The following is a 22,440-nucleotide window of genomic DNA, read 5'->3' as shown; positions in this document are numbered from 1 at the left end:
GCTGTACGAAATTTTCGTTTTACGTTTTATTCCAAAGTTTAAGGAATCACCATGAACGCTTTAACTGCACTTTCTCCATTAGATGGACGTTACGCTAGCAAATGTGACGCACTCCGTCCTTTCCTCTCTGAGTTTGGTTTAATTCATGCTCGTGTGACTGTTGAAGTGCGTTGGTTGCAAGCGCTTGCGAACCACCCAGAGATTGTTGAAGTTCCAGCTTTTACTGCTGAAACCAATGCAGCTTTAGATGCTATCGTTGCTGAGTTCTCTGAAGATGATGCAAACCGCATTAAAGACATTGAACGTACCACCAACCACGATGTAAAAGCAGTTGAGTATTTCTTAAAAGAAAAAATTGCCAATATTGATGAACTTAAAAATGCGGGTGAATTCATTCACTTTGCATGTACTTCAGAAGATATTAACAACTTGTCTCACGCATTAATGTTAAAAAATGGTCGTGATGTACTGGTTGCTTCTATGCAACAAATCATTGATTCAATTGTTGTTTTGTCAGAAAAACATGCTGAACAACCGATGCTTTCTCGTACCCACGGTCAAACTGCAAGCCCAACCACTTTGGGTAAAGAAATGGCGAATGTGGCGTATCGTTTAGCGCGTCAAATCAAGCAGTTCCAAAACGTTGAATTGCTTGGCAAAATTAATGGTGCTGTGGGTAACTACAACGCTCACTTGTCTGCTTACCCAGATATCAACTGGCCTGCGCATTCACAAGCATTTGTTGAATCTTTAGGTTTAGACTTCAACCCGTACACCACTCAAATTGAGCCACATGACTACATGGCGGAACTTTTTGATGCTTTACGTCGTTTCAATACTATTCTGATCGATTTTAACCGTGACGTATGGGGTTACATCTCTTTAGGTTTCTTCAAACAAAAATTGAAAGAAGGCGAAGTGGGTTCTTCAACGATGCCACATAAAGTTAACCCAATTGACTTCGAAAACTCTGAAGGTAACTTAGGTATTGCCAACGCAGTATTGGCGCACTTAGGTGAAAAACTTCCTATTTCTCGCTGGCAGCGTGACTTAACTGACTCAACTGTGCTTCGTAACATGGGTGTTGGTTTTGCACAAAGCTTAATCGCTTTTGAAGCTTGCTTAAAAGGTATTGGTAAACTTGAACTGAATGCTGCGCGTATTCTTGAAGACCTAGACAACGCTCAAGAAGTATTAGCTGAACCAATTCAAACAGTTATGCGTCGTTATAACGTTGAAAAGCCATACGAAAAATTGAAAGCCCTTACTCGTGGTCAAGCAATGACACGCGACATGATGGTGGACTTTGTCAATGGTACAGAACTTGAAGCTGTGCCTGCTGCTGACCGTGCGCGTTTGGCTGAAATGACACCTGCTAGCTACACGGGTAATGCTGCTGAACAAGCCAAACAAATTAAAGAATTAATTGCTAAAATCTAATTAGCTGTTAATTTGAAAAGCGAGGCTACGGCTTCGCTTTTTTTATGCCCTATGTTTATGTACTGACGAAAATAACAGCATGATAGAGTATCAACTTCACCTTAAACATTATATTTGCTTAGCCATTGTTGTACTGGCAATTGGCGTTGCCAGTATTGACCCACTGGAATTTGAATCTTATTTACTGCATCAAGTCGGTACAGTATTGATGCTCATCACTTTATTGTTGGCCCTCTACAAAATCGGCTTAACCTTTATTACTTATGTTTTGTATTTGGCTTTTTTACTGATTCATATTCTTGCTGCACACTATCTTTACTCCTATGTGCCGTATAATGAGTGGCTAATTCAGCACTTCCAGTTTGATTTAAATCAAACCATGGGATGGACACGCAATATGTATGATCGTGTCGTGCATTTATTTTATGGTTTATTCCTCTACCCTTTTTTCTATCGCCTTCTTCAAGTTTGGCTCCCAACACTGAAGCCTTATGTATATTTTCTTTTAGTGATCCAATTTGTCATGGCAAGTAGTTTAATCTACGAATGGATTGAATGGCTGATTGCTATGGGACTCTCCCCTGAAGATGCCGAAAACTACAATGGGCAACAAGGTGACATGTGGGATGCACATAAAGATATGCTTCTGGCGACAATCGGGGCGATTATCTATGGGATTGGACAACTACTCCTCTCCGACCATTCGGATGATGCCTAATTGATTAGGCCACTCAAGATAATTTTCCCTGTCGAGAGCATTAAAAAAGGTGCCTATAACAGCACCTTTTTTTAAAGGAAAGTATCTATTTAAAGCTTTGGATCACGCATTTGCACCAAGTTACTGTTTGCACTAGATAAGCTTTCCATCACCTTATTCATCACCACAGGCACAATCGAATCTACAATTTGCGCAGCTTGTAGGCCAATTTTCTCGCCCAAAGTCGGTTTGCGACGGGTTTGAATTACATAGACATCATGTTGCGGTAATAAGCCCAGTAAATACTCATCTGAGGTTTGTAGCTTATCCACCAAATTCAAATCTAAGGCATCACGACCATACCAGTGTTCGCCTGTGGCCACTTTCTCCATATTGAGTTGTGGACGATATTTTTCGACAAAATGCTTAAACAGCTCATGTGTCTGTTGCAATTCTTCCTCAAATTTGGCTTTACCTTCAGGCGTGTTTTCACCAAACATGGTCACCGTGCGTTTGAACTGCCCAGCGGTATACAATTCAAAATCGACGTGGTGTTCCTTCAATAAACGGTTAAAGTTTGGCACTTGTGCCACAACGCCAATAGAGCCAACCACAGCGAATGGTGCAGAAATAATTTCACTGGCAATACAAGCCATCATATAACCCCCACTGGCAGCGACTTTATCTACACAGATGGTTAAATGAAAGCCTGCGTCACGCAGACGAACCAATTGGGCTGCCGCCAAGCCATAGCCATGAACCATACCACCTGGACTTTCTAGACGCACCACCACACGATCACGCCCCGCTTTCGCCGTCGCTAAAATCAGGGTAATTTCTTCACGAATATTATCGACAGCAGAGGCTGCGGTATCCCCTTTAAAGTCCAATACATAAACTTTTTGATTATTTTTTTTGCGCGCGCGAGCTTCTTTAGCAAGCTGCTGGCTCAATTGCAATAATTCTAATTTAGAAGCTGTGGTTTGCCCGATTTTTTTTCTTTGTTCATTTACGCGTGCATTTAAGTGACTAACTCGTATTTCCGCAGGCAACTTGGGCAATTGAAATAACATATGTAAGTAATTCTCAATTTTGTTTAGACTGACTATAAGATGGGGCTTTTATTCCGAAAATTCAATATAGATTTTGCAAGAATATCGCAATATTCAATCGGCAAAAAATACAGTGCAATTGATTGCATATATCCGCCTCTCACGGGAATAAAAAAACCGCAAATTTAAATTTGCGGTTTTGCTGTTTTTCTTCGCTTAACCGAAGCGACCGGTAATATAAGCTTCTGTCAGCTGATGATCAGGTTGAGTAAAGACTTTTTCTGTCGAGTTCACTTCAATGAGATCACCTAAATGGAAGTAAGCGGTACGATCAGAAACACGTGCGGCTTGCTGCATAGAGTGCGTGACAATCGCAATCGTATACTGATTCGAAAGTTCTGAAATTAACTCTTCTACTTTTGCAGTCGCAATTGGATCGAGTGCCGAACATGGTTCATCCATCAGAATAACTTCTGGGCTTACTGCAATGGTACGCGCAATACACAAACGTTGTTGCTGACCACCTGATAAACCTGTACCCGGTTGGTTCAAACGGTCTTTAACTTCATCCCAAAGACCAGCTTTACGCAAACTATTTTCTACAATTTCTTCTAAATCATATTTGTCACGCGCCAAACCATGTAACTTTGGTCCATACGCCACATTATCAAAAATTGATTTAGGGAATGGGTTTGGTTTTTGGAATACCATACCCACTTGAGCACGTAACAACACCACGTCTAAATTTGGATCGTAAATGTCTTGATTATCAAGCATCACTTTACCCGTGACACGACAAGAATCGATCGTGTCATTCATACGGTTTAAAGTACGCAAGAAAGTTGATTTACCACAACCTGATGGTCCAATGAATGCAATCACTTCGTTTTGATAAATTTCTAAATCAATTCCTTTAATCGCTTCAGCTTCACCATAGTAGACATGAACATCCGAAGTACTCAGTTTGACTTGAGCCGTTTGACTTTCTTTTTTTGCAGAAGCCTGCGTATCAAACTGTGAAATAAACGAAGTTTGACGATTTAAATCAGCATCAGGAGATGTAAATTGAGTCTGTTGTGGATTCACTGACTTGTCCTGCTCTAAAGAGTTATTTACTACAGTATTCATATATTGCCCTCAATTACCAGCGGACTTCAAATTTCTTACGTAACCAAATTGCAAGACTGTTTAATCCAATCATTAATGCAAGAAGTACGATAATGGCTGCCGCAGTACGTCCTTCAAAGAAGTTACGTAACTCATTACCCTGCCACAAGAAAATTTGCACAGGTAAGGCGGTCGATTGATCTAATGGAGTGGTTGGCACGCTGGCAACAAAGGCACTCATACCAATCAATAATAACGGTGCAGTTTCGCCCAATGCTTGTGCAACACCAATAATGGCGCCCGTCAAGATCCCTGGTAATGCCAACGGCAGAACATGATGGAATACGGTTTGTACACGTGAAGCACCCAGACCTAAAGCAGCTTGACGAATCGAAGGTGGAACGGCTTTTAACGAGGCACGTGTGGTAATAATTACCGTTGGTAAGGTCATTAAACTTAAGACCAAACCACCGACCACAGGTGCAGAAATTGGAAGATGCATCCAGCCGATAAAAATTGCCGCACCCAACAAACCAAACACAATGGAAGGAACCGCAGCCAAGTTGTTAATATTGACTTCAATAATGTCCGTAAGCACATTCTTTGGTGCAAACTCTTCAAGATAGACTGCAGAAGCCACACCAATCGGAATCGAAATGAAGATCACGATTAACATCATGAACAATGAGCCCATGAATGCGCCTGCCAAACCTGCAGTTGCTGGTGCACTACGTGAATCTGGGTTCGTAAAAATTTTGGTGTTAAAGGTATTTTCAATAATGCCCTTAGCTTTTAAGTCATCTGCCAGTTGGCGAATTTCAGGACTTAACTGCTGTTGATCATCCGGAAGACTACGATCAATATTTCCAGCTAACCATACATCCACATTTGCTTCAGTCAGAATTTTAATTTCTTCAGTTTTACCCACCAAAGATGGATTAGCAAATACCATGTCACGTAAACGGTATGATTCAGAACCTGTGTAGATGCTGGTCAAATCATCACGCTGATCAGCCAAATTAGGATCTTTTTTGATCATGCCATTCACGATGAGTGCATCCCAATCCACCATGCCCATCTCGGTTTGCCAAGCCACGTAACGCTCTTGGTAATGCGCTGGAGATTCACCTGCACTTTGAACAGGTTTAGGCCCAGCATTAATAATGCTTGGATCAAAATAGACTGGAACAGAAAGACTGGTTTGCCAAAAAGCCGGTAACCCTTTTGCCAAAATGCTGCCGAACAACAAAACCACGAAGAATAAGCCAGAGATTACTGCTGCCAAGCCGAAAATTCGGAAGGTTTTTTCCTTGCGATGACGCTTAGCCAATGAATTCTCAATGGTCTTTTTACGTTTGTCACGTAATTCAGCCGCAGCTTGTGGATCGAAAGTTTGACCCATAGGAGAAGAATTTGATGTACTCATTCGTATTGCTCGCGATATTTACGCACGATATACAGTGCAACAATGTTCAGACCTAATGTAATGACAAACAAGGTCAAACCTAAAGCGAAAGCCACCAGTGCTTGTGGACTAGCAAAGTCTGTATCCCCTGTTAACTGGTTAACAATCGTGACTGTCACGGTAGACACTGCTTCGAGTGGGTTAATGTGCAGCAATGGACTATTCCCTGCCGCAAGTACCACAATCATGGTTTCACCAATTGCACGTGAAGCTGCCAATAAGAAGGCACCTATAATGCCCGGTAAGGCTGCTGGAATCACCACTTGACGAATCGTTTCCGACTTGGTTGCACCTAAACCTAAAGAACCGTCACGTAATGCACGAGGCACTTGTGTAATGATGTCATCCGATAATGACGACACAAAAGGAATGATCATCACACCCATCACGAAGCCCGCAGTTAATGCGCTGGTCGCATTAATATTCAACCCAATTGTTTCGCCTAGCATTTTAAAGAAGGGGCCAATCACCATTAAGGCAAATACACCATATACAATGGTCGGGATCCCAGCGAGGACTTCAATCGCAGGCTTAGCCCAAGAGCGAAATCCTGATGAAGCATATTCAGCCAAGTAAATGGCAATCATAAGACCTAAAGGTACGGCAACCAGGAGTGCAATACCACTGACCATCAAGGTTCCCCAAATTAATGGGAGCAAACCATAACTACCTTCTGCATTGCCTGAAGTACTAAACCCTGGGTTCCATTCGGTACCAAAGAAGAAATCCATTGGACTGACAAAACGGAAGAAATGCATGGCTTCAGTAAACATCGACATGACAATACCAACCGTTGTCAGAATTGCCACGCCCGAACACAATGCCAAACCGATATTAATGATTTTTTCTACTTGGTTACGAGCACGATACTGCCCTTGTACATGTCTTTTTGCCCAGACCAAACCGGCTAAAGCGGCAGAAATTACCACGGCTAATTTTGCAAATGAACCAATACTTTCAACTTTTGCCAATTGTTGTGCAGCCGCAATTTCATATGGAGCAGCTTGATCACTCACGCCAAAACCTGATGCAATTGCTTGTACACGATCTAGAAGTACTTCAACACCCGCAGCGTCTAAACCACTCAACACATTTGCAGGAACATTGTTCATCACAATGTGACGCAAAATATTTGGCTCAACAATATTCCAAACAATCAAAATTAAAAAAGCAGGGATACCACACCACAGCGCAACCAATGCCCCATAATAACCTGGGCGCGAATGCAACATTGCTGAGTTATTTCCCTTACCTGCTAAGTTACGACTTTTTGCGAGACCAATTTGGTAAGCTATCGCAATTAACGCCAGTAACACGCCTATAAGTAGCAGATTCATGTATTCTCCACCGTTTTTTCAATTTTCATTCTTTGAAAAAACTCACTAAGTACAAAAAGCCAATGGTGGGAGATCCCACCATTTGCCTAATTCACCGAATTACTTAACCGCTTTGCCTGCTTTAAAATCAGCAAGGATTTTTGCACGCTCTTTGTCTGACATAGAGATCAAGCCTGCTTTTTCCAATTTAGAGCCTTTACCAGATACTTTCTTGCTTAAGAAATATTCTGTGTATTGCTGTAAGCCTTTGATTGATTGAAGGTGCTCACCTTTCACGTAGAAGAACAATGGACGTGAAACTGGGTACGAACCATTCAAAATTGTTTTCTCAGAAGGTGCAACGTTGTTTACTGTTGCAACGCGTAACTTGTCACGGTTTTGATCATAGAAACCTAAACCGAATACACCCACTGCATTTGGAGAAGTTTTCAAACGCGCCAATGTTTCAGTATAGTCACCCGCAATTTCAATGACTTTACCGTCTTTACGGAAAGTTGAGCATGCTTTCTTCTGAGCATCTTTATCTAACTTCTTGAAGTAATCATAAGCTTCGCAACCTGCTTCAACCATTTTCTCTTGGAACACTTCACGCGTACCGTGGTTAGATGCTGGAATAACCAAAGTGATTGCTTCGTTTGGAAGTGATTTATCAATTTGATTCCAACGTGTATATGGGTTTGGCACCAATTTACCATTTGATGGTAATTTTTCAGCCAAAGCCGCGAATACATGGTATGGCTTTAATTTATAAGCCGCTTTGTTTGAATTCGATGCAAATACAATACCGTCATAACCAATTTTGATTTCTTGAATCTTGTTTACGCCAGCTTTTTTACACGCTGCTAATTCAGAATCTTTAATTTTACGAGAAGCATTTGCAACATCAATTGTATTGTCGCCCACACCCGCACAGAATTGCTTTAAACCGCCAGAAGTACCACCAGAACCCACTACTGGAGTTTTGTATTGTGGGAAGGTGTTACCAAACTCTTCTGCTACGATACTTGCATATGGAAGTACTGTAGAAGAACCCGCAATTTGGATTGTGTCACGTGCTGCATTTGCAGTTGTGGTTACAACTGCCCCTGTTACTGCCAATGCAAGTGCGATGTGGTTTAAGCGCATGCTCATCTCTCTTAATATGTATGCAATTTGGAGTACGCCACTTTTTTTATTCAGTTTTGTACTTTTTTCGATATGTGCATTTTGATTTTAAAATATGACAAATAAGTTACAGCAATATGACGCTTTTATGATATTTGATGCTTGAGTGATGATTTATTTAAAATTCTTTTAAATTCAGCATGTAACATTAATTATAATCTTACTTTTATTATTTCATTCCAATATGTAAAGTGTAACAATTCATCTGAATGTCATTTTTTAATGCTTATTTGCACTGCATCAATTGAATTTTGAAGCATTCCACATTCTTCTTGGTGAAATGTTTATGACATCTCAATCCATTACACTAAACTGCATATGACAACTCCAGCATCTCAAATGCGAGCTTGTTAGAGATAAAAAAGGATTGCTCAACTTTCGTCGAGCAATCCCTGCATGAGTCGCAATCTGCTATCAGTTTGATTGCACTTCTGGCAAAACCTCTATTTTCTTACGATATTTGAAGAAATACATCAATGCCAAAACAGCCATCCAGATTGGACCTAAAATCACAGCCAGTCGCATATCAGGAGTTAAGAACATGATAATCAAAATAAAGCAGACAAAACCAATGGTAAGATAGTTACTCCAAGGTGTCCAAATACTTTGGAATTTGGTAAGACGCTTTTGCAATTTCATGGCTTTGTTAAATTTCAGATGGGTCACTGAAATCATCAACCAGTTAATAACCAAGGCTGCAACAACCAGCATCATGAAGAGCTGAAAAGCTTGCCCAGGAATCAAGTAATTCACCAAAACACAGATGGCTGTAATAGATGCCGAAACAATTGCTGCTGGCATTGGAATACCACGAGCATTTACTTTTTTCAAAAATGCAGGGGCATTACCTTGTTCGGCTAAGCCGTGTAACATACGACTATTACAATAAATACAACTGTTGTATACCGAGATCGCGGCAATCAGCACCACAAAGTTCAAGACATTTGCTACACCATTACTGTTCAATGACTGGAAAATAAGTACAAATGGGCTACCACCTTCTGCCACCATATTCCATGGAAATAGGCACAGTAAAATACCAATGGCCCCGATATAAAAAATCAAAATACGGTAAACAATCTGATTCACTGCTTTAGGAATAGTCGTTTCAGGATTTTTGGTTTCTGCCGCAGTAATACCAATCAGCTCTAAGCCACCAAACGCGAACATAATCACCGCAAGCGCCATGACAAATCCGTGGATACCATGTGGGAAAAAGCCGCCATGTTGCCATAAATTGGCAATACCCGCTTGCGGGCCTGCATTACCTGAAAATAAAAGATAAGCACCAAAGCCGATCATACTTAAGATGGCAACAATCTTAATACAGGAGAAGACAAATTCAGTTTCACCAAAGAATCGTACATTCACCAAATTAATGGCATTAATTAAAATAAAGAAAAATAATGCCGTCAGCCATGTTGGAATTTCCGGCCACCAAAACTGAATAAACGTACCAATGGCACTCAATTCAGCCATACTGACCAGTACATAAAGCACCCAGTAATTCCAACCCGACATGAATCCAGCCATTTTGCCCCAGTATTTATTGGCAAAATAACTAAATGAGCCACTCACAGGCTCTTCAACCACCATTTCGCCCAATTGGCGCATGATTAAAAAGGCTATAATCCCGGCAATGGCATACCCCAATAAAATTGATGGCCCAGCCAGTTTAATCGTTTGGGAAAGACCTAAAAATAAACCGGTTCCGATAGCACCGCCCAGTGCAATAAGTTGAATATGCCGGTTGGATAGTCCTTGTTTCAATACATGCTGATTATTTTCATCCATAATCTAATCTCCGATGTTGTGTGACGTCCTGTACACTTTTTTGCAGCAGCCTAGCCGAAGTACAATAATCGCACCTCGGGCATAAGCTGACCTAAATATTATTCCTATTTTTAGAGAAGACCGTCCTGTCCTCTATTCAGAATGAGCTAACATTCTGACAAGCAACTGGTTGAGTACGCTCCTTTAACAAATCAAACGCTCGATCTCCATAATCAAAACGTGCAATCACTTCAGCAAATTTTTTCAAACTGGCTGGTGCATCCATTGCAGGGAGTTTGAGTTCTACAAAGGTTAAACCTTGATTTTGCTCTACATTGTCTAAAACTGTTTTGAGTTGACCCACGGTTTCTACCACATAAGTGCTATGGTCCCGTACCCCATTAAACACACTTGGAATCGCAGTATAATTCCAGTTTTGAATATCGTTATAGGCTGCATTTTCTCCCATAATCAGGCGTTCAATGGTATAACCGCCGTTATTGAGTAAGAAAATGATGGGCTTTAAACCATGGCGAATAATGGTCGACAATTCTTGTACGGTCAATTGGAATGAACCATCACCAATGAATAAAATTTGGCGACGCTCTGGTGCAGCCAGTGAACTTCCTAATAACGCAGGCAAGGTATAACCGATTGAACCCCAAAGTGGCTGGGAAATATATTTGGCCGTTGCAGGCAGCTTTAAGCCCGATAATGCTGAATTTGATGTACCAACCTCACCAATAATCACATCATCTTCTTTCAAAAAGCCCGCTATAGACTGCCAAAGTACATCTTGACTCAGTTTTTGTTGCTCTGGAACGTCCTTGACGCTGCTGTGTAATGGTTTTTCCAGAACTGAACTAGGTGCTTTACGTGCAGCTACTTTTTTATTTAACTCAACCAGTAGTTGACCAATTTCAATGCCCGGATAGTCTTGTCCAAAAATATTCAAGCCATAGGGTTTAATTTCAATGTAGTTTTCAGTGGCAATTTTATGGGTAAACACAGCTGTACCAACATCGGTAAAACGCACCCCAACCCCGATTAAGCAATCTGATTGCTCAATCGTATTTTTTACATGTGCTTGGCTTGCCCCACCCACATAAGTCCCCACATAGCGTGCTGAACCTTCATCCATAATATTTTTGGCAGTCGACATACTGGCAAATGGAATTGAACATTTTTGCGATAAATCATTCAGCAAAGATGTTACACCAAATACCGAAGCTTCATTATCAATTAATAAAGCTGGTTTTTTAGCACGTGCAAGCACTTCACATAAGCGACTCACAGCACTTTGCAGCACATCAGGATCAACGGATGGATAACTTAAATCTAGTGGTTGTTCATCCACTTCAATTTTGACATGCGTAATATCTGAAGCTAACTGGATGTGCACAGGACGACGGTCTAAGAAACACTGACGTAGCACTCGATCAATTTCAAAGGCTGCATTTGCTGGTGTTAAACGGGTTTGTGCAACCGTGAACTCTTTCATACAGTTCATAATGTTGTCATAGTTGCCATCCACTAAAGTATGGTGTACCAGAATTCCCTTTTGTACCGCATGCAAGGGTGGAATCCCTGAAATATGAACCAATGGCACATTCTCGGCATAAGCACCCGCAATACCATTGATGGCACTTAAATCACCCACACCATAGGTCGTCGCCAATGCAGCAAAACCATTGATGCGTGCATAACCATCCGCAGCATAGGCTGCATTCAGTTCATTACAGTTTCCAATAAATTCGAGTTCTGAATCCGCTTCGACTTGTTCGAGATAAGACAGGTTAAAATCACCAGGGACACCAAAAAGATGCTGGATACCCATTTGCTTTAAACGTAGATTTAAAAACTCACCGATTTCTATGAACATTGCTCTATCCTTTGAGACAAATTTTTATTACTTAGAAAAATAATATTTCATTTACGTGCTAAATTTCGTGCATAATGGAAACGGATTCGAATAAAAATACAAGATTTGTGTATCACAAAAGGATTTTATGCAATGGATAAGTTTGACTGGCAAATCATACAGGCACTACAAAAAAATGGACGACTCACCAATCAGGAGATTGGAGATCAAATCGGCTTATCGGCATCACAGTGCTCAAGAAGACGACAATTGCTTGAACAAAAAGGTGTGATATTGGGATATGCTGCAAGAATCCAGCAACAGGCGCTCGGATTTGAGGTCACTGCCATGATTCATATCAATCTAAGAACTCACGAAGCCAAGTCGCAACAGGCATTTCAAGAGTTAATCGAGGCCGAAGACAATATTCAAGATGCTTTTTCCATCAGCGGCGATGCAGATTTTATTCTTAAAGTCGTTGCTGAGAATTTGGAGCAGCTTTCTCATTTTGTCACTGAACGTTTACTTACTTATAGTTTTATTGGTCATATTAAATCTTACATTGTTCTGAAAAAAATTAAGGAACAGAATCATTTTATGATTAAAAACAAAAACTATAATTTCCCGCATGCCAGTTAAGCCTTAACTGACTTGACTCGATGAACAAGGCGGAAAGGACATCCGCCTTTTGCTTATGTGGCTGTACAGTAAGCTGATCGCCCCCCTACATTAGCAGTAACGCTTGCTAGAACAAGCCATGTTTAGAAAAACCGTATAACAACCTCGCCTGTAGCCTTTATGCAAGTACAGGGAGTTGCATCAATGCTGTCTACAATGGAATATTTCAGCCATAAAAAAGCCCGGAAGATTTCCGGGCTTTTTTGAACAACATGACGATTAGTCAATTGCTGGCGTATAGGTGCCTGCTTGAATTGGACCTTTAATACGGTCTGCTTCAGCAAGTACTAGTGACAACAAGTTCTTCACGTTTTCTAAAGTTGCAACTGGGCTGAGTGTCGTCATTTTCAATGATTGCACTTGTCCAACCTTGGTTACACCAATATTTGCTTCACCACGAGCAAATAGCTCATCGGCAACGTTTTGGTTCAATGTATCCAACAACTCTACTGGGTAGTCTTGTGGCACGACACGGAACAATACTGATGCAAATTGTGGTTCTACGAGAAGCTCTAGACCATCTGTTGCTTTAATATAATCAGCAACATCACGTGTCAATTTAACACCGTGATCAATCATTGAACCATAAAGCTCTTCACCTAATGCTTCAACCGTCATCCACAATTTCAACGCATCAAAACGACGAGTTGTTTGTAAAGATTTCGATACTAGGTTTGGAACACCATGTTCTTCATCATAGGCTGAGTTTAAATATTCAGCTTCGTAGTGCATGAAACGATAGTTCGCTTCGTCTTTGAGCAAGAATGCACCACAAGAAATGGTTTGGAAATAGTGCTTATGGAAATCCAGCGTAATCGAGTCAGACAATTCAATGCCATCTAACATTGAACGGTATTCATTCGATAAAATCAGTGCTCCACCCCAAGCCGCATCGATATGCATCCACGCGCCAAACTTGTTGGTGATTTCACGAATTTTCTTGAGTGGATCAATTGCACCCGCATCGGTCGTACCTGCAGTCGCAACCACACACGCAACGATTTTGCCTTCTGACTGTAAATGTGCCATGGTTTTTTCCAAAGCATCTACATCCATTTGAGCATTTTCGTTTACAGGAACAGTGACCACAGACTGGAAGCCCATACCCATCATCGCCATGTTCTTTTGCACAGAGAAGTGAGCATTTTCAGAACAAATGACTTTAACGTTCTTCATGGCTTCGGCAGGAATACCATCGCGCTGTACAGACCACGGATTACCGTTTTCATCTTTCCAGTTTTTCGAGATGCAAGCATCACGCGCAAGTAGCACACCCATCAAGTTGGACTGTGTACCACCTGAAGTGAATACACCAGCTTGACCTGCACCATAACCGACTTTTTGACGAAGCCAATCAATCAATTGAACTTCCATCAAAGAACCCGCTGGGCTTTGATCCCATGAGTCCATAGATTGGTTGGTTGCATTAATCAAAACTTCAGCAATTTGGCTTGCAACCATGGTTGGGCAATGTAAATGTGCTAAAGAATGAGGATGATGTACTTTCAAGCTTTTATTTAAGAAAAGCTCAACCATACGATCTAATGACTTTTGTACACCCAAACCTTCTTTGGTCGGGTTAAAAGCAATCGCATCACGTAATTGTTTAATGCTGCCGCCTGTGTACATTTTGTCATTTTGCAACCATGCCGCTACCGCCTTGGTAGCTTGCTCCATTGCTGACTCGTAGTCAGCAATGGATTGGGCATCATTGCAGAGTAACGCTTTACGATGTTCTGCAAAATCAACCATTATTGAGCGCCTCGCACAGCAACAAGCGCTTCTGCAACTGCTTTCTTAAAGCGAGCAATCACTTCCACACATTCTTCTTGCTTGATGATTAATGGGCAAAGTAAACGAATCACTGTACCGTTACGACCACCTTTTTCTAACAATAATTTGTTATCAAAACATGCCGCTTGGATTGCTGCCGCCAATTGACCATCAGCAGGTAAAGAACCCATATGATCCGCAGGTTTACGCTCGTCAACGATTTCAACGCCGATCATTAAACCACGACCACGAACGTTACCGATACATGGGAATTCTTGCGCTAATTTTTTCAATTCAGCTTGTAAGAAATCACCGCGTTCTTGTGCATTTTGCGCCAAGTTCTGTTCAGTAATGGTTTTTAATACCACTAAGCCAGTACCCATTGCCAATTGGTTACCACGGAAAGTACCCGTGTGACCCGCTGGCTGCCACGCATCAAACTTACGTTTAATACCAAGTACAGCAAGTGGTAAACCACCACCTACAGCTTTAGACATTACTACAACATCTGGCTCGATACCCGCATGTTCAAAGGCAAACATTTTACCTGAACGTGCAAAGCCCGCTTGAACTTCGTCAAGAATTAATACGATGTTGTGCTTTTCAGTCACTTCACGGATTTTCTTCAACCATTTGGTTGGCGCAGTTACAACACCGCCTTCACCTTGAATGGCTTCAAGAATTACCGCAGCAGGCTTAGTTACACCACTTTCAACATCTTCAATGAAGTTTTCAAAGAAATACGTTAAAGCATCAACACCAGCCTCACCACCTAAACCAAGTGGGCAACGGTATTCATGCGGATACGGCATAAACTGTACGCCTGGCATTAAACTATTCACAGCATTTTTAGCAGACAAGTTACCTGTCATTGCTAAAGAACCGTGAGTCATACCATGATAACCACCTGAGAAGCTGATTACAGAGCTACGGCCTGTATAAGTCTTCGCAAGTTTAATTGCTGCTTCAGTCGCATCTGCACCAGATGGACCACAGAACTGTAAGCAGTACTCTTCTTTGCCACCTGGAAGATATGAAAGTAACGCTTCTGTGAAAGCATCTTTCAAAGGTGTTGTTAAATCTAAAGTATGTAGTGGGATGCCACTTGTCAGTGTATCTTGAATACTTTGAACGACCGCAGGATGATTATGGCCTAAAGCCAATGTACCTGCCCCAGCTAAACAATCAAGGTACTCTGTACCTTCAACATCGGTAACCCAGCAACCTTGTGCTTTCGCTATCGCCAACGGTAATTTACGTGGGTAGCTACGAACATTCGATTCCATCTGACTTTGGCGAGTCAAGTAGTATTCGTTGGTGGAATTGGTGGCAGGGTTTACAGAAGAAACGCTCATATCGAATTACCATCTCTGATATGGGTTGAAAGAAATAAGTCTGGTGACTTGCGGTCCTTTGACTCGGTGCTTTATAGAATCTAGTTAGACAGTGTGTATCTATTTAAGAACTAGGTGCGGCATGATACCGAATTTTTCAGGAAAATAAACAACTTTTAGCAAATTTCCGCCCTAATTTTATCGAAAAAAAATCTACTGCTAACCTGTTCATTCATTATCATCTTACATTGTGACAAGCGAAAGAAAATATGATTTTTTTAACTTTTTATTGTTTTAAGCCCTTTATAAACTCAAGTTCATATCAATTTAAAATTAAGTCTATAATTTAATTCATTTTAATATAAAAATATGGGTCTCATTTCTCCTAAAAAAAATTACAAACTCACCACAATTCCTACGAGGATTCCCCATAAACAACAATTACCATAAGCTGAATTAAATAAATCTGAATATTCAAATAAAGGTCATCAATTATGCGCCATTTTGTACTTTCTTCTCTCATTTTAAGTAGCCTAACCTGCACCAGTGCTTTTGCTCAAGCAACTGAAGCTTTAAACTACAATTTAGTAAATGTTCAAGCGGAGGCTTCTCGCCAAGTTTCCAATGATGAAATGCATGCTGTACTGTATATCGAAAAGAGCAATAAACAACCTGCCGAACTAGCGAGCCAAATCACACAACTGATGAATCAGGCAATTGCGACTTCACGTAAATACCCGAATGTAAAAGTTGAAACAGGCTCACAAACCACCTACCCAATTTATGACAATGACAGCCGCAAGTTAAAAGAATGGCGTGGTCGCGCAGAAGTTCAAATTGAAAGCACAGACTTTAAAGCAGCCAGTCAGCTCATCAGTGAGTTACAGCAAAACTTCCAAACGGAATCCATCAACTTTACTGTTTCTGATGCACAGCGTAAAAAAGTTGAAAATGAACTGATGATTGAGGCCTCTAAGAATTTCCAACAACGCGCACAATTACTCAGCCAGTCTTGGAATAAATCTGGTTATAACCTAGTCAACCTTAACTTGAATACCAGTAACAACTATCCTCAACCCATTATGATGCGAAATAGTATGGCGAAATTTGCCAGTGCCGAAGCAACCCCTATGCAGGATGTTGCCGCAGGTGAATCTAAAATTACCGTGAATGCGAACGGAACTGTACAGTTTAAATAATTTGTAGTAATTGACTCAAAACCGTGTTCTTGACACGGTTTTTTTAATTTTATTTTGATTTACGTCATATTTAAGATCGAAATATTACAATAATATTAAAAAATTATGGTTATTAATGATAACCATTATTATTCAAATAAATTAATTCTCCCTATAAGATACCGGCAAATTTTAAATCCTATCCCCTGTATGCCAAATCACTTAATCCAGTCTGCTCCAAATAAACTCTCACCTTTAACTTTAGCGGTTCAATTTGTACTGACTTGTGTTGTAACTCAAACTGCTTTTGCAGCAAATGCAGAGGACGCTTCTCTCAGTACTTTACAAACCATTAAGCTTCAAGCACAAGGTAACTGGCTAGAAAATGCCAATGCCGAAAAAGTACAAAAACATGCTGGGGCACGAACCATTATTGATCGTAAACGCTTAGATGAAGTTGCTGCAACATCCATTAAAGATGCGCTCAAACAAGTTCCAGGTGTGCAAGTTCAAGAAAACAACGGCACTGGTGGAAGTGACGTATCACTTAATATTGGCGTGCGTGGTTTAACTTCGCGCTTATCGCCACGTTCAACGGTACTCCTTGATGGTGTACCGCTATCCGTTGCACCTTATGGTCAACCGCAGCTTTCACTTGCCCCAGTTTCATTGGGCAATATCGAATCTGTTGACGTAGTTCGTGGTGCAGGTTCTGTACGCTTTGGGCCACAAAACGTAGGGGGTATTATTAATTTTGCAACACGCGCTATTCCACAAGATTTTGCAGGTAATGTGAGTCTTACTACCGAATATGCATCGGGTACCGATCAAACCAAACTGAGTCCAAGTTTATTTGTTGGTGGGACTTTGGATAATGGCTTAGGTCTTGCACTACTGTATTCAGGCACCAAAGGTAATGGTTATCGCGAAGCCAATAACCAAACCGACATTGACGATGTCATGTTAAAAACGGCTTATCAATTGACTGATGCTGATGCGATTGCTTTAAATCTGCATCATTACGAAGGTCGAGGTGAAATGCCGGAAGGCTTAACTGCGGCTCAATATGCAGAAAATCCTTACCAATCTAATCAGTCCCGCAATTATTTTGCGGGTCGTCGCTCGGATGTGTCTTTGCGCTACACCCATCAAGATCAGCAAAATAATTTTGAATTACTCACTTATTATATTGACTCATTCCGTACTAGTAATTTAGAAACTGACCTCAGTACCACGACTAAGCGCATGGATATTTCGCCACGAGAGTATCAAGTCTTTGCGATTGAACCCCGCTTTTCCCGTGCTTACCAACTCGGTAATACCAATAACGAATTTACTGTTGGTTATCGCTATTTAGAAGAAGATAGTTCTGAGTATGCAGGACGATCTTCCAACTATGCTTCTAATGCAGCCGTTCCTAAAATTAAAGCCCGCACATCAAGTGAAGGTGGCACCAAAGCTCATGCTATTTATGTCGATAACCGTTTTGATTTAGGCAACTGGGTCATCACCCCAGGCTTACGCTTTGAATCCATCGAAACACATAATAATTTTACTGCCTACAACCAAGGCAAGTACGTGAATACAGTTTCACCTAAAATTGATTCAGATGAGTTTTTACCAAGCTTATCTGTCATGTATAAAGCCACTGACAACTGGAATATTTTCGCCAATGCGGGTGTGTCCTTTGGACCTCAGCAATACAATCAATTGGCTCGCTTAGAAGGTGGCGTGGCACAAAGCACGACCGATGGCTTACATCCAGAAAAGTCTAATAACTATGAAATTGGCACTAAATATTTAGGTAATGGTCTTAATGCCGAATTGACTGCTTTCTATTTGGACTTTGAAAAAGAATTAATTCTAGAACGCGATGCACAGAATAATGGCATCTGGACAGACCTTGGAGCAACGAGCCATAAAGGTGTCGAATTAGGTCTTGCCTATGATTTTGGCTACCTCATAGATGCACTTGAAGGACTAAAAGTCTATAGCAACTATACATTTACCAAAGCCGTAGCTGAAGCAGGTAATTTTAAAGACAAAGACCTCCCATTCTATTCACGCCATACTGCCAATGTGGGTTTAGGCTATAAAGTCGATCAATGGACAGTCAATGCCGATATGTTTGCGCAATCAAAACAACATTCACCAGGCAACCAAGAATCGGGGATTTATCAAACTGTAGAATCGGCCGATGGTAAATACGGAGATATTCCAGGCTACTCCACTTTTGCTGCGCGTACCGCTTACGACTTTGGTCAGCAATTCCATGGTTTAAAAATTGCTGGTGGTGTGAAGAATGTATTTGATAAGCAATATTTTACTCGCTCGTCAGATGCCACAGGCGGTAAATATGTTGGACAACCACGTACGTTTTACCTACAAACTTCGTTTGATTTCTAAAATGAAGTTTACTTAAGCACATAACAATCTTTGCCTAAAAAAAGACTACAATTCTGTGGTCTTTTTTTATTTCAACAAGATGACAGAATTATTACACTTTATGCACTTTGTATACCTAATACGCCTTCATGTCTCTTTCAGAACTCAATCTCACGCTTTTTTCTCTGATTAATGCCTCTCCTGATGCCAGCAACAGTAGCATCAATTTCGCTATTTTTATTGCCAATGACCTACTGTATTGCATGATTGCACTTTTCGCATGGTTCTGGTTACGCGGGAATTATGAAACTAAAAAACAAATCTTAAAGGCCTTTATTTTTACCAGTATAGCCCTTTTAATTAGTCAGTGTATTTCCCATGCTTTTTATCACCCACGACCCTTTATGATGGACGTTGGACGCACACTGATCTACCACGCACCGAATGGCTCGTTCCCGAGCGATCATATGCTGATTTTTAGCAGCATCGCTTTTTCATACTTATTTTCGGCACAACGGAAATTGAGTGTATTCCTCTTGCCGATGGCTTGGTTGGTGGCTTGGTCACGCGTCTATCTCGGTGTGCATTTCCCATTGGATATGCTTGGTGCATTTATACTGGCGTTTATATTGAATTATTTTGGCTTAACCCTTTGGAACCAATATAAAGAGAAAATCATGCAATGGGTGCTGACTTTGCATTTCTATGTATTTAAGCCACTGATTCAAAGAGGCTATATTAAATAAATCTGTATAAATATAAAAAAATCCCGCTCTTAAGCGGGATTTATAAAATCAGTTAGTAAATTGCCATATGATCACGATGAATCATTTCCAGTGAACGGGCTTCACCAAGAACTTGATAAACCTTGTCGGAAGCCAAGCCCTTGACCAGTTCCGCTGAACGAGAGCTAAAATTCACACGTCCAACCGCTACACGGTAGCCGGATGGATCAACACACTCGACAACATCACCACGGTCAAAATGACCTTCTACCGCTTTCACACCTACAGGCAACAAACTACGATGATTTTCTTTGATGGCTTTCACTGCACCATCATCTAAAATCAAACGGCCTGCGGTTTGTAAGTGTGCTGCCAACCATTGCTGATGGGCTGTAATACGATCATTATCCGTGATGAATAAAGTGCCCAGCATTTCACCCGCCATTAAGCGCGCAAGTACATGATCACTTTCACCACTGGCAATTAAAGTTGGACAACCTGATTTAGCCGCCAAACGCGCTGCGCGAACTTTGGTCAGCATACCACCACGACCAAACTTACCACCGCCACCTGCCATATCAAACAGGCTTTCATCTAAAGCACGCACGGTATGGAACAGTTTTGCATTTGGATTAGAACGTGGGTCAGAATCAAACATGCCCTGCTGATCGGTCAGGATAATCAACAAATCCGCATGGACTTGTCCCGCCACCATTGCAGCAAGCGTGTCATTGTCACCAAAACGAATTTCATCGGTCGATACCGTGTCATTCTCATTAATGACAGGAATCACACGCCAGTCGATGAGGTTTTGCAATGCATCACATGAGTTTAGGTAACGACGACGATCTGCAAGATCATCATGCGTTAACAACACTTGAGCGGTTTGAATGCTATGTTGCTCTAATACGCTAGACCAAGTATGGATTAAGCCCATTTGACCAATGGCAGCACATGCCTGAAGACTGGGTAGATCGGTGGGTCGATGCTCTAGCTTCATTCGAACCATACCTTCAGCCACAGCACCAGACGAAACAAGGATAATTTCATGCCCTGCTTGGTGTAGATCCGCGATTTGTTTCGCCCAATGCGAAATTGCCTCTAAATCTAAACCTTGCCCATTTGCTGTGAGTAAAGATGATCCGATTTTAACAACGATACGTTTTAAAGCCTTGAGCTGACGTTGCCCATCTACCACTTCTATCATCTTGTCCTCAGTTACATGTTGTTCGCTTGGAAATTAGCGAACGTAATACACTTCCATTTCGCCATCGTCGCCATCATCATCGTCTTCGTCATCATCGCCCAACAGACCAGCAAGACGCTGTTGACGACGCATTTCACGATAAGCTTCTTTCGCGGCAATGGTTTGTTCACGTGTTTCAGCTTCTAACTGTTCACGGAATGCTTTCACCTCTGCAGCGTATTCAGGATCTTCAACTTCGCGTTCACGTTGTCGTTCAATTTGATCCATGAGGTAATACACAACAGGTTTCGTGCCTTCTGCTAATAAACCTGAAGTTTTGAATACTGGACCTTTCCAATCCAATTCTTCAAGAATGTGGTTACACCATTCTTCACTGGTTTCATCTTCAAGTTGATCCAATTTGTTCAACACCAAGACCACTGGGAGTTTCGCCAAAGTTGGAGAGAATTTCTTCAACTCTTTCATAATGGCTTTGGCATTATACGCAGGGTCAGAACCATCAATTGGCTGTACATCGACAATGTGCAATAAAATACGAGTACGCGCCAAGTGCTTTAAGAAACGGATACCTAAACCCGCACCTTCTGCTGCACCTTCGATCAAACCAGGAATATCCGCCATTACGAATGAACGATGACGGTCAGCATCGACTACGCCCAAGTTTGGAACCATGGTTGTGAATGGATAGTCTGCAACTTTTGGTTTTGCGGCTGAAACGGCACGAATAAAGGTTGATTTACCCGCATTCGGCATACCCAACAAACCTACATCCGCCAACACTTTAAGTTCTAAACGAATTTCACGGAATTCGCCTTTAAAACCATGTGTACATTTACGTGGCGTACGGTTGGTTGAAGATTTGAAGTGCGTGTTACCCAAACCACCATCACCACCTTTAGCAACCATCACTTGCTGACCATCTTCGACCAAATCTGCAATAATGTCGCCAGAATCGGTATCGACAATTGTGGTGCCCACAGGAACTTTTAAAATAACGGATTCACCGCCACGACCAGCACAGTTTGCGCCTGAACCGTTTTTACCACGTTCTGCACGGAATTTACGGGTATAACGATAATCTACCAATGTGCTCGTATCGTCATCGGCTTGAATATAAATGCTGCCACCACGACCACCGTCACCACCATCTGGCCCACCAAAGGGTACAAATTTTTCACGGCGAAAACTGGCTACGCCATTGCCACCGTCGCCAGCCTCTACGGTAATGACTGCTTCATCAACAAAGCGCATACTGCCAATCCTC

At 41.4% G+C, this 22,440-nt stretch carries 17 protein-coding genes; 6 read left to right on the top strand and 11 right to left on the bottom strand.

The genetic code is table 11. The annotated features are described in order from the left end of the window. The first annotated feature begins 51 nt into the window (after nucleotides 1–51). Nucleotides 52–1,440 carry an adenylosuccinate lyase gene (purB, locus tag AC6CHI_RS02210; RefSeq protein WP_498119239.1) on the top strand — a complete coding sequence of 463 codons (1,389 nt, stop codon included), beginning with the start codon at nucleotides 52–54 and terminating at the stop codon, nucleotides 1,438–1,440. Nucleotides 1,441–1,519: 79 nt separating this feature from the next. Beyond that, complete coding sequence (locus AC6CHI_RS02205; protein WP_498119238.1) at nucleotides 1,520–2,158, top strand: DUF2238 domain-containing protein; 639 nt, start codon at nucleotides 1,520–1,522, stop codon at nucleotides 2,156–2,158. A gap of 89 nt (nucleotides 2,159–2,247) precedes the next feature. Here AC6CHI_RS02205 and sohB read toward each other — a convergent pair whose 3' ends face one another. The 7 genes from sohB to AC6CHI_RS02170 all read right to left on the bottom strand — a co-directional run bounded on the left by sohB (nucleotide 2,248) and on the right by AC6CHI_RS02170 (nucleotide 11,917). Continuing rightward, complete coding sequence (gene sohB / locus AC6CHI_RS02200) at nucleotides 2,248–3,210, bottom strand: protease SohB (RefSeq protein ID WP_498119237.1); 963 nt, start codon at nucleotides 3,208–3,210, stop codon at nucleotides 2,248–2,250. A 195-nt stretch (nucleotides 3,211–3,405) separates the two neighbouring features. Next, nucleotides 3,406–4,317, bottom strand: coding sequence for a phosphate ABC transporter ATP-binding protein PstB (gene pstB / locus AC6CHI_RS02195; RefSeq protein ID WP_498119236.1), 912 nt, complete (start codon nucleotides 4,315–4,317; stop codon nucleotides 3,406–3,408). A gap of 13 nt (nucleotides 4,318–4,330) precedes the next feature. Continuing rightward, a complete protein-coding gene (gene pstA / locus AC6CHI_RS02190; RefSeq protein WP_498119235.1) occupies nucleotides 4,331–5,722 on the bottom strand; it encodes a phosphate ABC transporter permease PstA in 1,392 nt (463 codons plus the stop codon). Next, complete coding sequence (pstC, locus tag AC6CHI_RS02185; RefSeq protein WP_498119234.1) at nucleotides 5,719–7,098, bottom strand: phosphate ABC transporter permease subunit PstC; 1,380 nt, start codon at nucleotides 7,096–7,098, stop codon at nucleotides 5,719–5,721. Before pstC ends, pstA begins: the two co-directional genes overlap by 4 nt. A gap of 99 nt (nucleotides 7,099–7,197) precedes the next feature. After that, nucleotides 7,198–8,223 carry a substrate-binding domain-containing protein gene (locus tag AC6CHI_RS02180; protein ID WP_458890687.1) on the bottom strand — a complete coding sequence of 342 codons (1,026 nt, stop codon included), beginning with the start codon at nucleotides 8,221–8,223 and terminating at the stop codon, nucleotides 7,198–7,200. A 453-nt stretch (nucleotides 8,224–8,676) separates the two neighbouring features. Beyond that, the gene (locus tag AC6CHI_RS02175; RefSeq protein WP_458890688.1) at nucleotides 8,677–10,056 is read right to left on the bottom strand and encodes an amino acid permease; all 1,380 of its coding nucleotides are present in this window, start codon (nucleotides 10,054–10,056) and stop codon (nucleotides 8,677–8,679) included. 136 nt (nucleotides 10,057–10,192) lie between these two features. Continuing rightward, nucleotides 10,193–11,917 carry an alpha-keto acid decarboxylase family protein gene (locus AC6CHI_RS02170; protein WP_498119233.1) on the bottom strand — a complete coding sequence of 575 codons (1,725 nt, stop codon included), beginning with the start codon at nucleotides 11,915–11,917 and terminating at the stop codon, nucleotides 10,193–10,195. A gap of 132 nt (nucleotides 11,918–12,049) precedes the next feature. On the opposite strand from AC6CHI_RS02170, the gene AC6CHI_RS02165 reads away from it, so the two are divergent. Beyond that, nucleotides 12,050–12,535, top strand: coding sequence for an Lrp/AsnC family transcriptional regulator (locus AC6CHI_RS02165; protein WP_458890690.1), 486 nt, complete (start codon nucleotides 12,050–12,052; stop codon nucleotides 12,533–12,535). Between the two features lie 258 nt (nucleotides 12,536–12,793). Here AC6CHI_RS02165 and AC6CHI_RS02160 read toward each other — a convergent pair whose 3' ends face one another. Continuing rightward, nucleotides 12,794–14,326, bottom strand: a complete 1,533-nt coding sequence (locus tag AC6CHI_RS02160) for a pyridoxal phosphate-dependent decarboxylase family protein (protein WP_498119232.1) — start codon at nucleotides 14,324–14,326, stop codon at nucleotides 12,794–12,796. After that, a complete protein-coding gene (locus AC6CHI_RS02155; protein ID WP_458890692.1) occupies nucleotides 14,326–15,702 on the bottom strand; it encodes a diaminobutyrate--2-oxoglutarate transaminase in 1,377 nt (458 codons plus the stop codon). The genes AC6CHI_RS02160 and AC6CHI_RS02155 overlap by 1 nt, the downstream gene beginning before the upstream one ends. Nucleotides 15,703–16,175: 473 nt before the next feature. Here AC6CHI_RS02155 and AC6CHI_RS02150 point away from each other — a divergent pair, with 473 nt between their 5' ends. From AC6CHI_RS02150 to AC6CHI_RS02140, 3 genes are all read left to right on the top strand, one after another. Continuing rightward, a complete protein-coding gene (locus tag AC6CHI_RS02150) occupies nucleotides 16,176–16,880 on the top strand; it encodes an SIMPL domain-containing protein (protein WP_498119231.1) in 705 nt (234 codons plus the stop codon). A 189-nt stretch (nucleotides 16,881–17,069) separates the two neighbouring features. Next, nucleotides 17,070–19,265: a TonB-dependent receptor family protein gene (locus AC6CHI_RS02145; protein WP_498119230.1), complete on the top strand. Its 2,196-nt coding sequence runs from the start codon at nucleotides 17,070–17,072 to the stop codon at nucleotides 19,263–19,265. A gap of 128 nt (nucleotides 19,266–19,393) precedes the next feature. Further along, the gene (locus AC6CHI_RS02140; RefSeq protein WP_498119229.1) at nucleotides 19,394–19,990 is read left to right on the top strand and encodes a phosphatase PAP2 family protein; all 597 of its coding nucleotides are present in this window, start codon (nucleotides 19,394–19,396) and stop codon (nucleotides 19,988–19,990) included. Between the two features lie 52 nt (nucleotides 19,991–20,042). Here the strand turns inward: AC6CHI_RS02140 and proB are convergent, their stop codons facing one another. Together proB and cgtA are read right to left on the bottom strand one after the other, a co-directional pair. Beyond that, on the bottom strand, nucleotides 20,043–21,176 hold the full coding sequence (gene proB, locus AC6CHI_RS02135) for a glutamate 5-kinase (RefSeq protein WP_458890696.1): 1,134 nt from the start codon (nucleotides 21,174–21,176) through the stop codon (nucleotides 20,043–20,045). Between the two features lie 33 nt (nucleotides 21,177–21,209). Further along, entirely contained in the window at nucleotides 21,210–22,427 is a 1,218-nt protein-coding gene (cgtA, locus tag AC6CHI_RS02130; protein ID WP_498119228.1) for an Obg family GTPase CgtA, read from the bottom strand. Nucleotides 22,428–22,440 lie beyond the last annotated feature (13 nt).

It is taken from the genome of Acinetobacter sp. GQ146 (assembly GCF_059758585.1).
This window is presented reverse-complemented; position numbering and strand designations above follow the sequence as displayed.

What these genes read in the sequence shown, in the direction of transcription:
- purB (WP_498119239.1), top strand. Translation starts at nt 52, where the DNA reads ATGAACGCTTTAACTGCACTTTCTCCATTAGATGGACGTTACGCTAGC.
- AC6CHI_RS02205 (WP_498119238.1), top strand. Translation starts at nt 1,520, where the DNA reads ATGATAGAGTATCAACTTCACCTTAAACATTATATTTGCTTAGCCATT.
- sohB (WP_498119237.1), bottom strand. Translation starts at nt 3,210, where the DNA reads ATGTTATTTCAATTGCCCAAGTTGCCTGCGGAAATACGAGTTAGTCAC.
- pstB (WP_498119236.1), bottom strand. Translation starts at nt 4,317, where the DNA reads ATGAATACTGTAGTAAATAACTCTTTAGAGCAGGACAAGTCAGTGAAT.
- pstA (WP_498119235.1), bottom strand. Translation starts at nt 5,722, where the DNA reads ATGAGTACATCAAATTCTTCTCCTATGGGTCAAACTTTCGATCCACAA.
- pstC (WP_498119234.1), bottom strand. Translation starts at nt 7,098, where the DNA reads ATGAATCTGCTACTTATAGGCGTGTTACTGGCGTTAATTGCGATAGCT.
- AC6CHI_RS02180 (WP_458890687.1), bottom strand. Translation starts at nt 8,223, where the DNA reads ATGCGCTTAAACCACATCGCACTTGCATTGGCAGTAACAGGGGCAGTT.
- AC6CHI_RS02175 (WP_458890688.1), bottom strand. Translation starts at nt 10,056, where the DNA reads ATGGATGAAAATAATCAGCATGTATTGAAACAAGGACTATCCAACCGG.
- AC6CHI_RS02170 (WP_498119233.1), bottom strand. Translation starts at nt 11,917, where the DNA reads ATGTTCATAGAAATCGGTGAGTTTTTAAATCTACGTTTAAAGCAAATG.
- AC6CHI_RS02165 (WP_458890690.1), top strand. Translation starts at nt 12,050, where the DNA reads ATGGATAAGTTTGACTGGCAAATCATACAGGCACTACAAAAAAATGGA.
- AC6CHI_RS02160 (WP_498119232.1), bottom strand. Translation starts at nt 14,326, where the DNA reads ATGGTTGATTTTGCAGAACATCGTAAAGCGTTACTCTGCAATGATGCC.
- AC6CHI_RS02155 (WP_458890692.1), bottom strand. Translation starts at nt 15,702, where the DNA reads ATGAGCGTTTCTTCTGTAAACCCTGCCACCAATTCCACCAACGAATAC.
- AC6CHI_RS02150 (WP_498119231.1), top strand. Translation starts at nt 16,176, where the DNA reads ATGCGCCATTTTGTACTTTCTTCTCTCATTTTAAGTAGCCTAACCTGC.
- AC6CHI_RS02145 (WP_498119230.1), top strand. Translation starts at nt 17,070, where the DNA reads ATGCCAAATCACTTAATCCAGTCTGCTCCAAATAAACTCTCACCTTTA.
- AC6CHI_RS02140 (WP_498119229.1), top strand. Translation starts at nt 19,394, where the DNA reads ATGTCTCTTTCAGAACTCAATCTCACGCTTTTTTCTCTGATTAATGCC.
- proB (WP_458890696.1), bottom strand. Translation starts at nt 21,176, where the DNA reads ATGATAGAAGTGGTAGATGGGCAACGTCAGCTCAAGGCTTTAAAACGT.
- cgtA (WP_498119228.1), bottom strand. Translation starts at nt 22,427, where the DNA reads ATGCGCTTTGTTGATGAAGCAGTCATTACCGTAGAGGCTGGCGACGGT.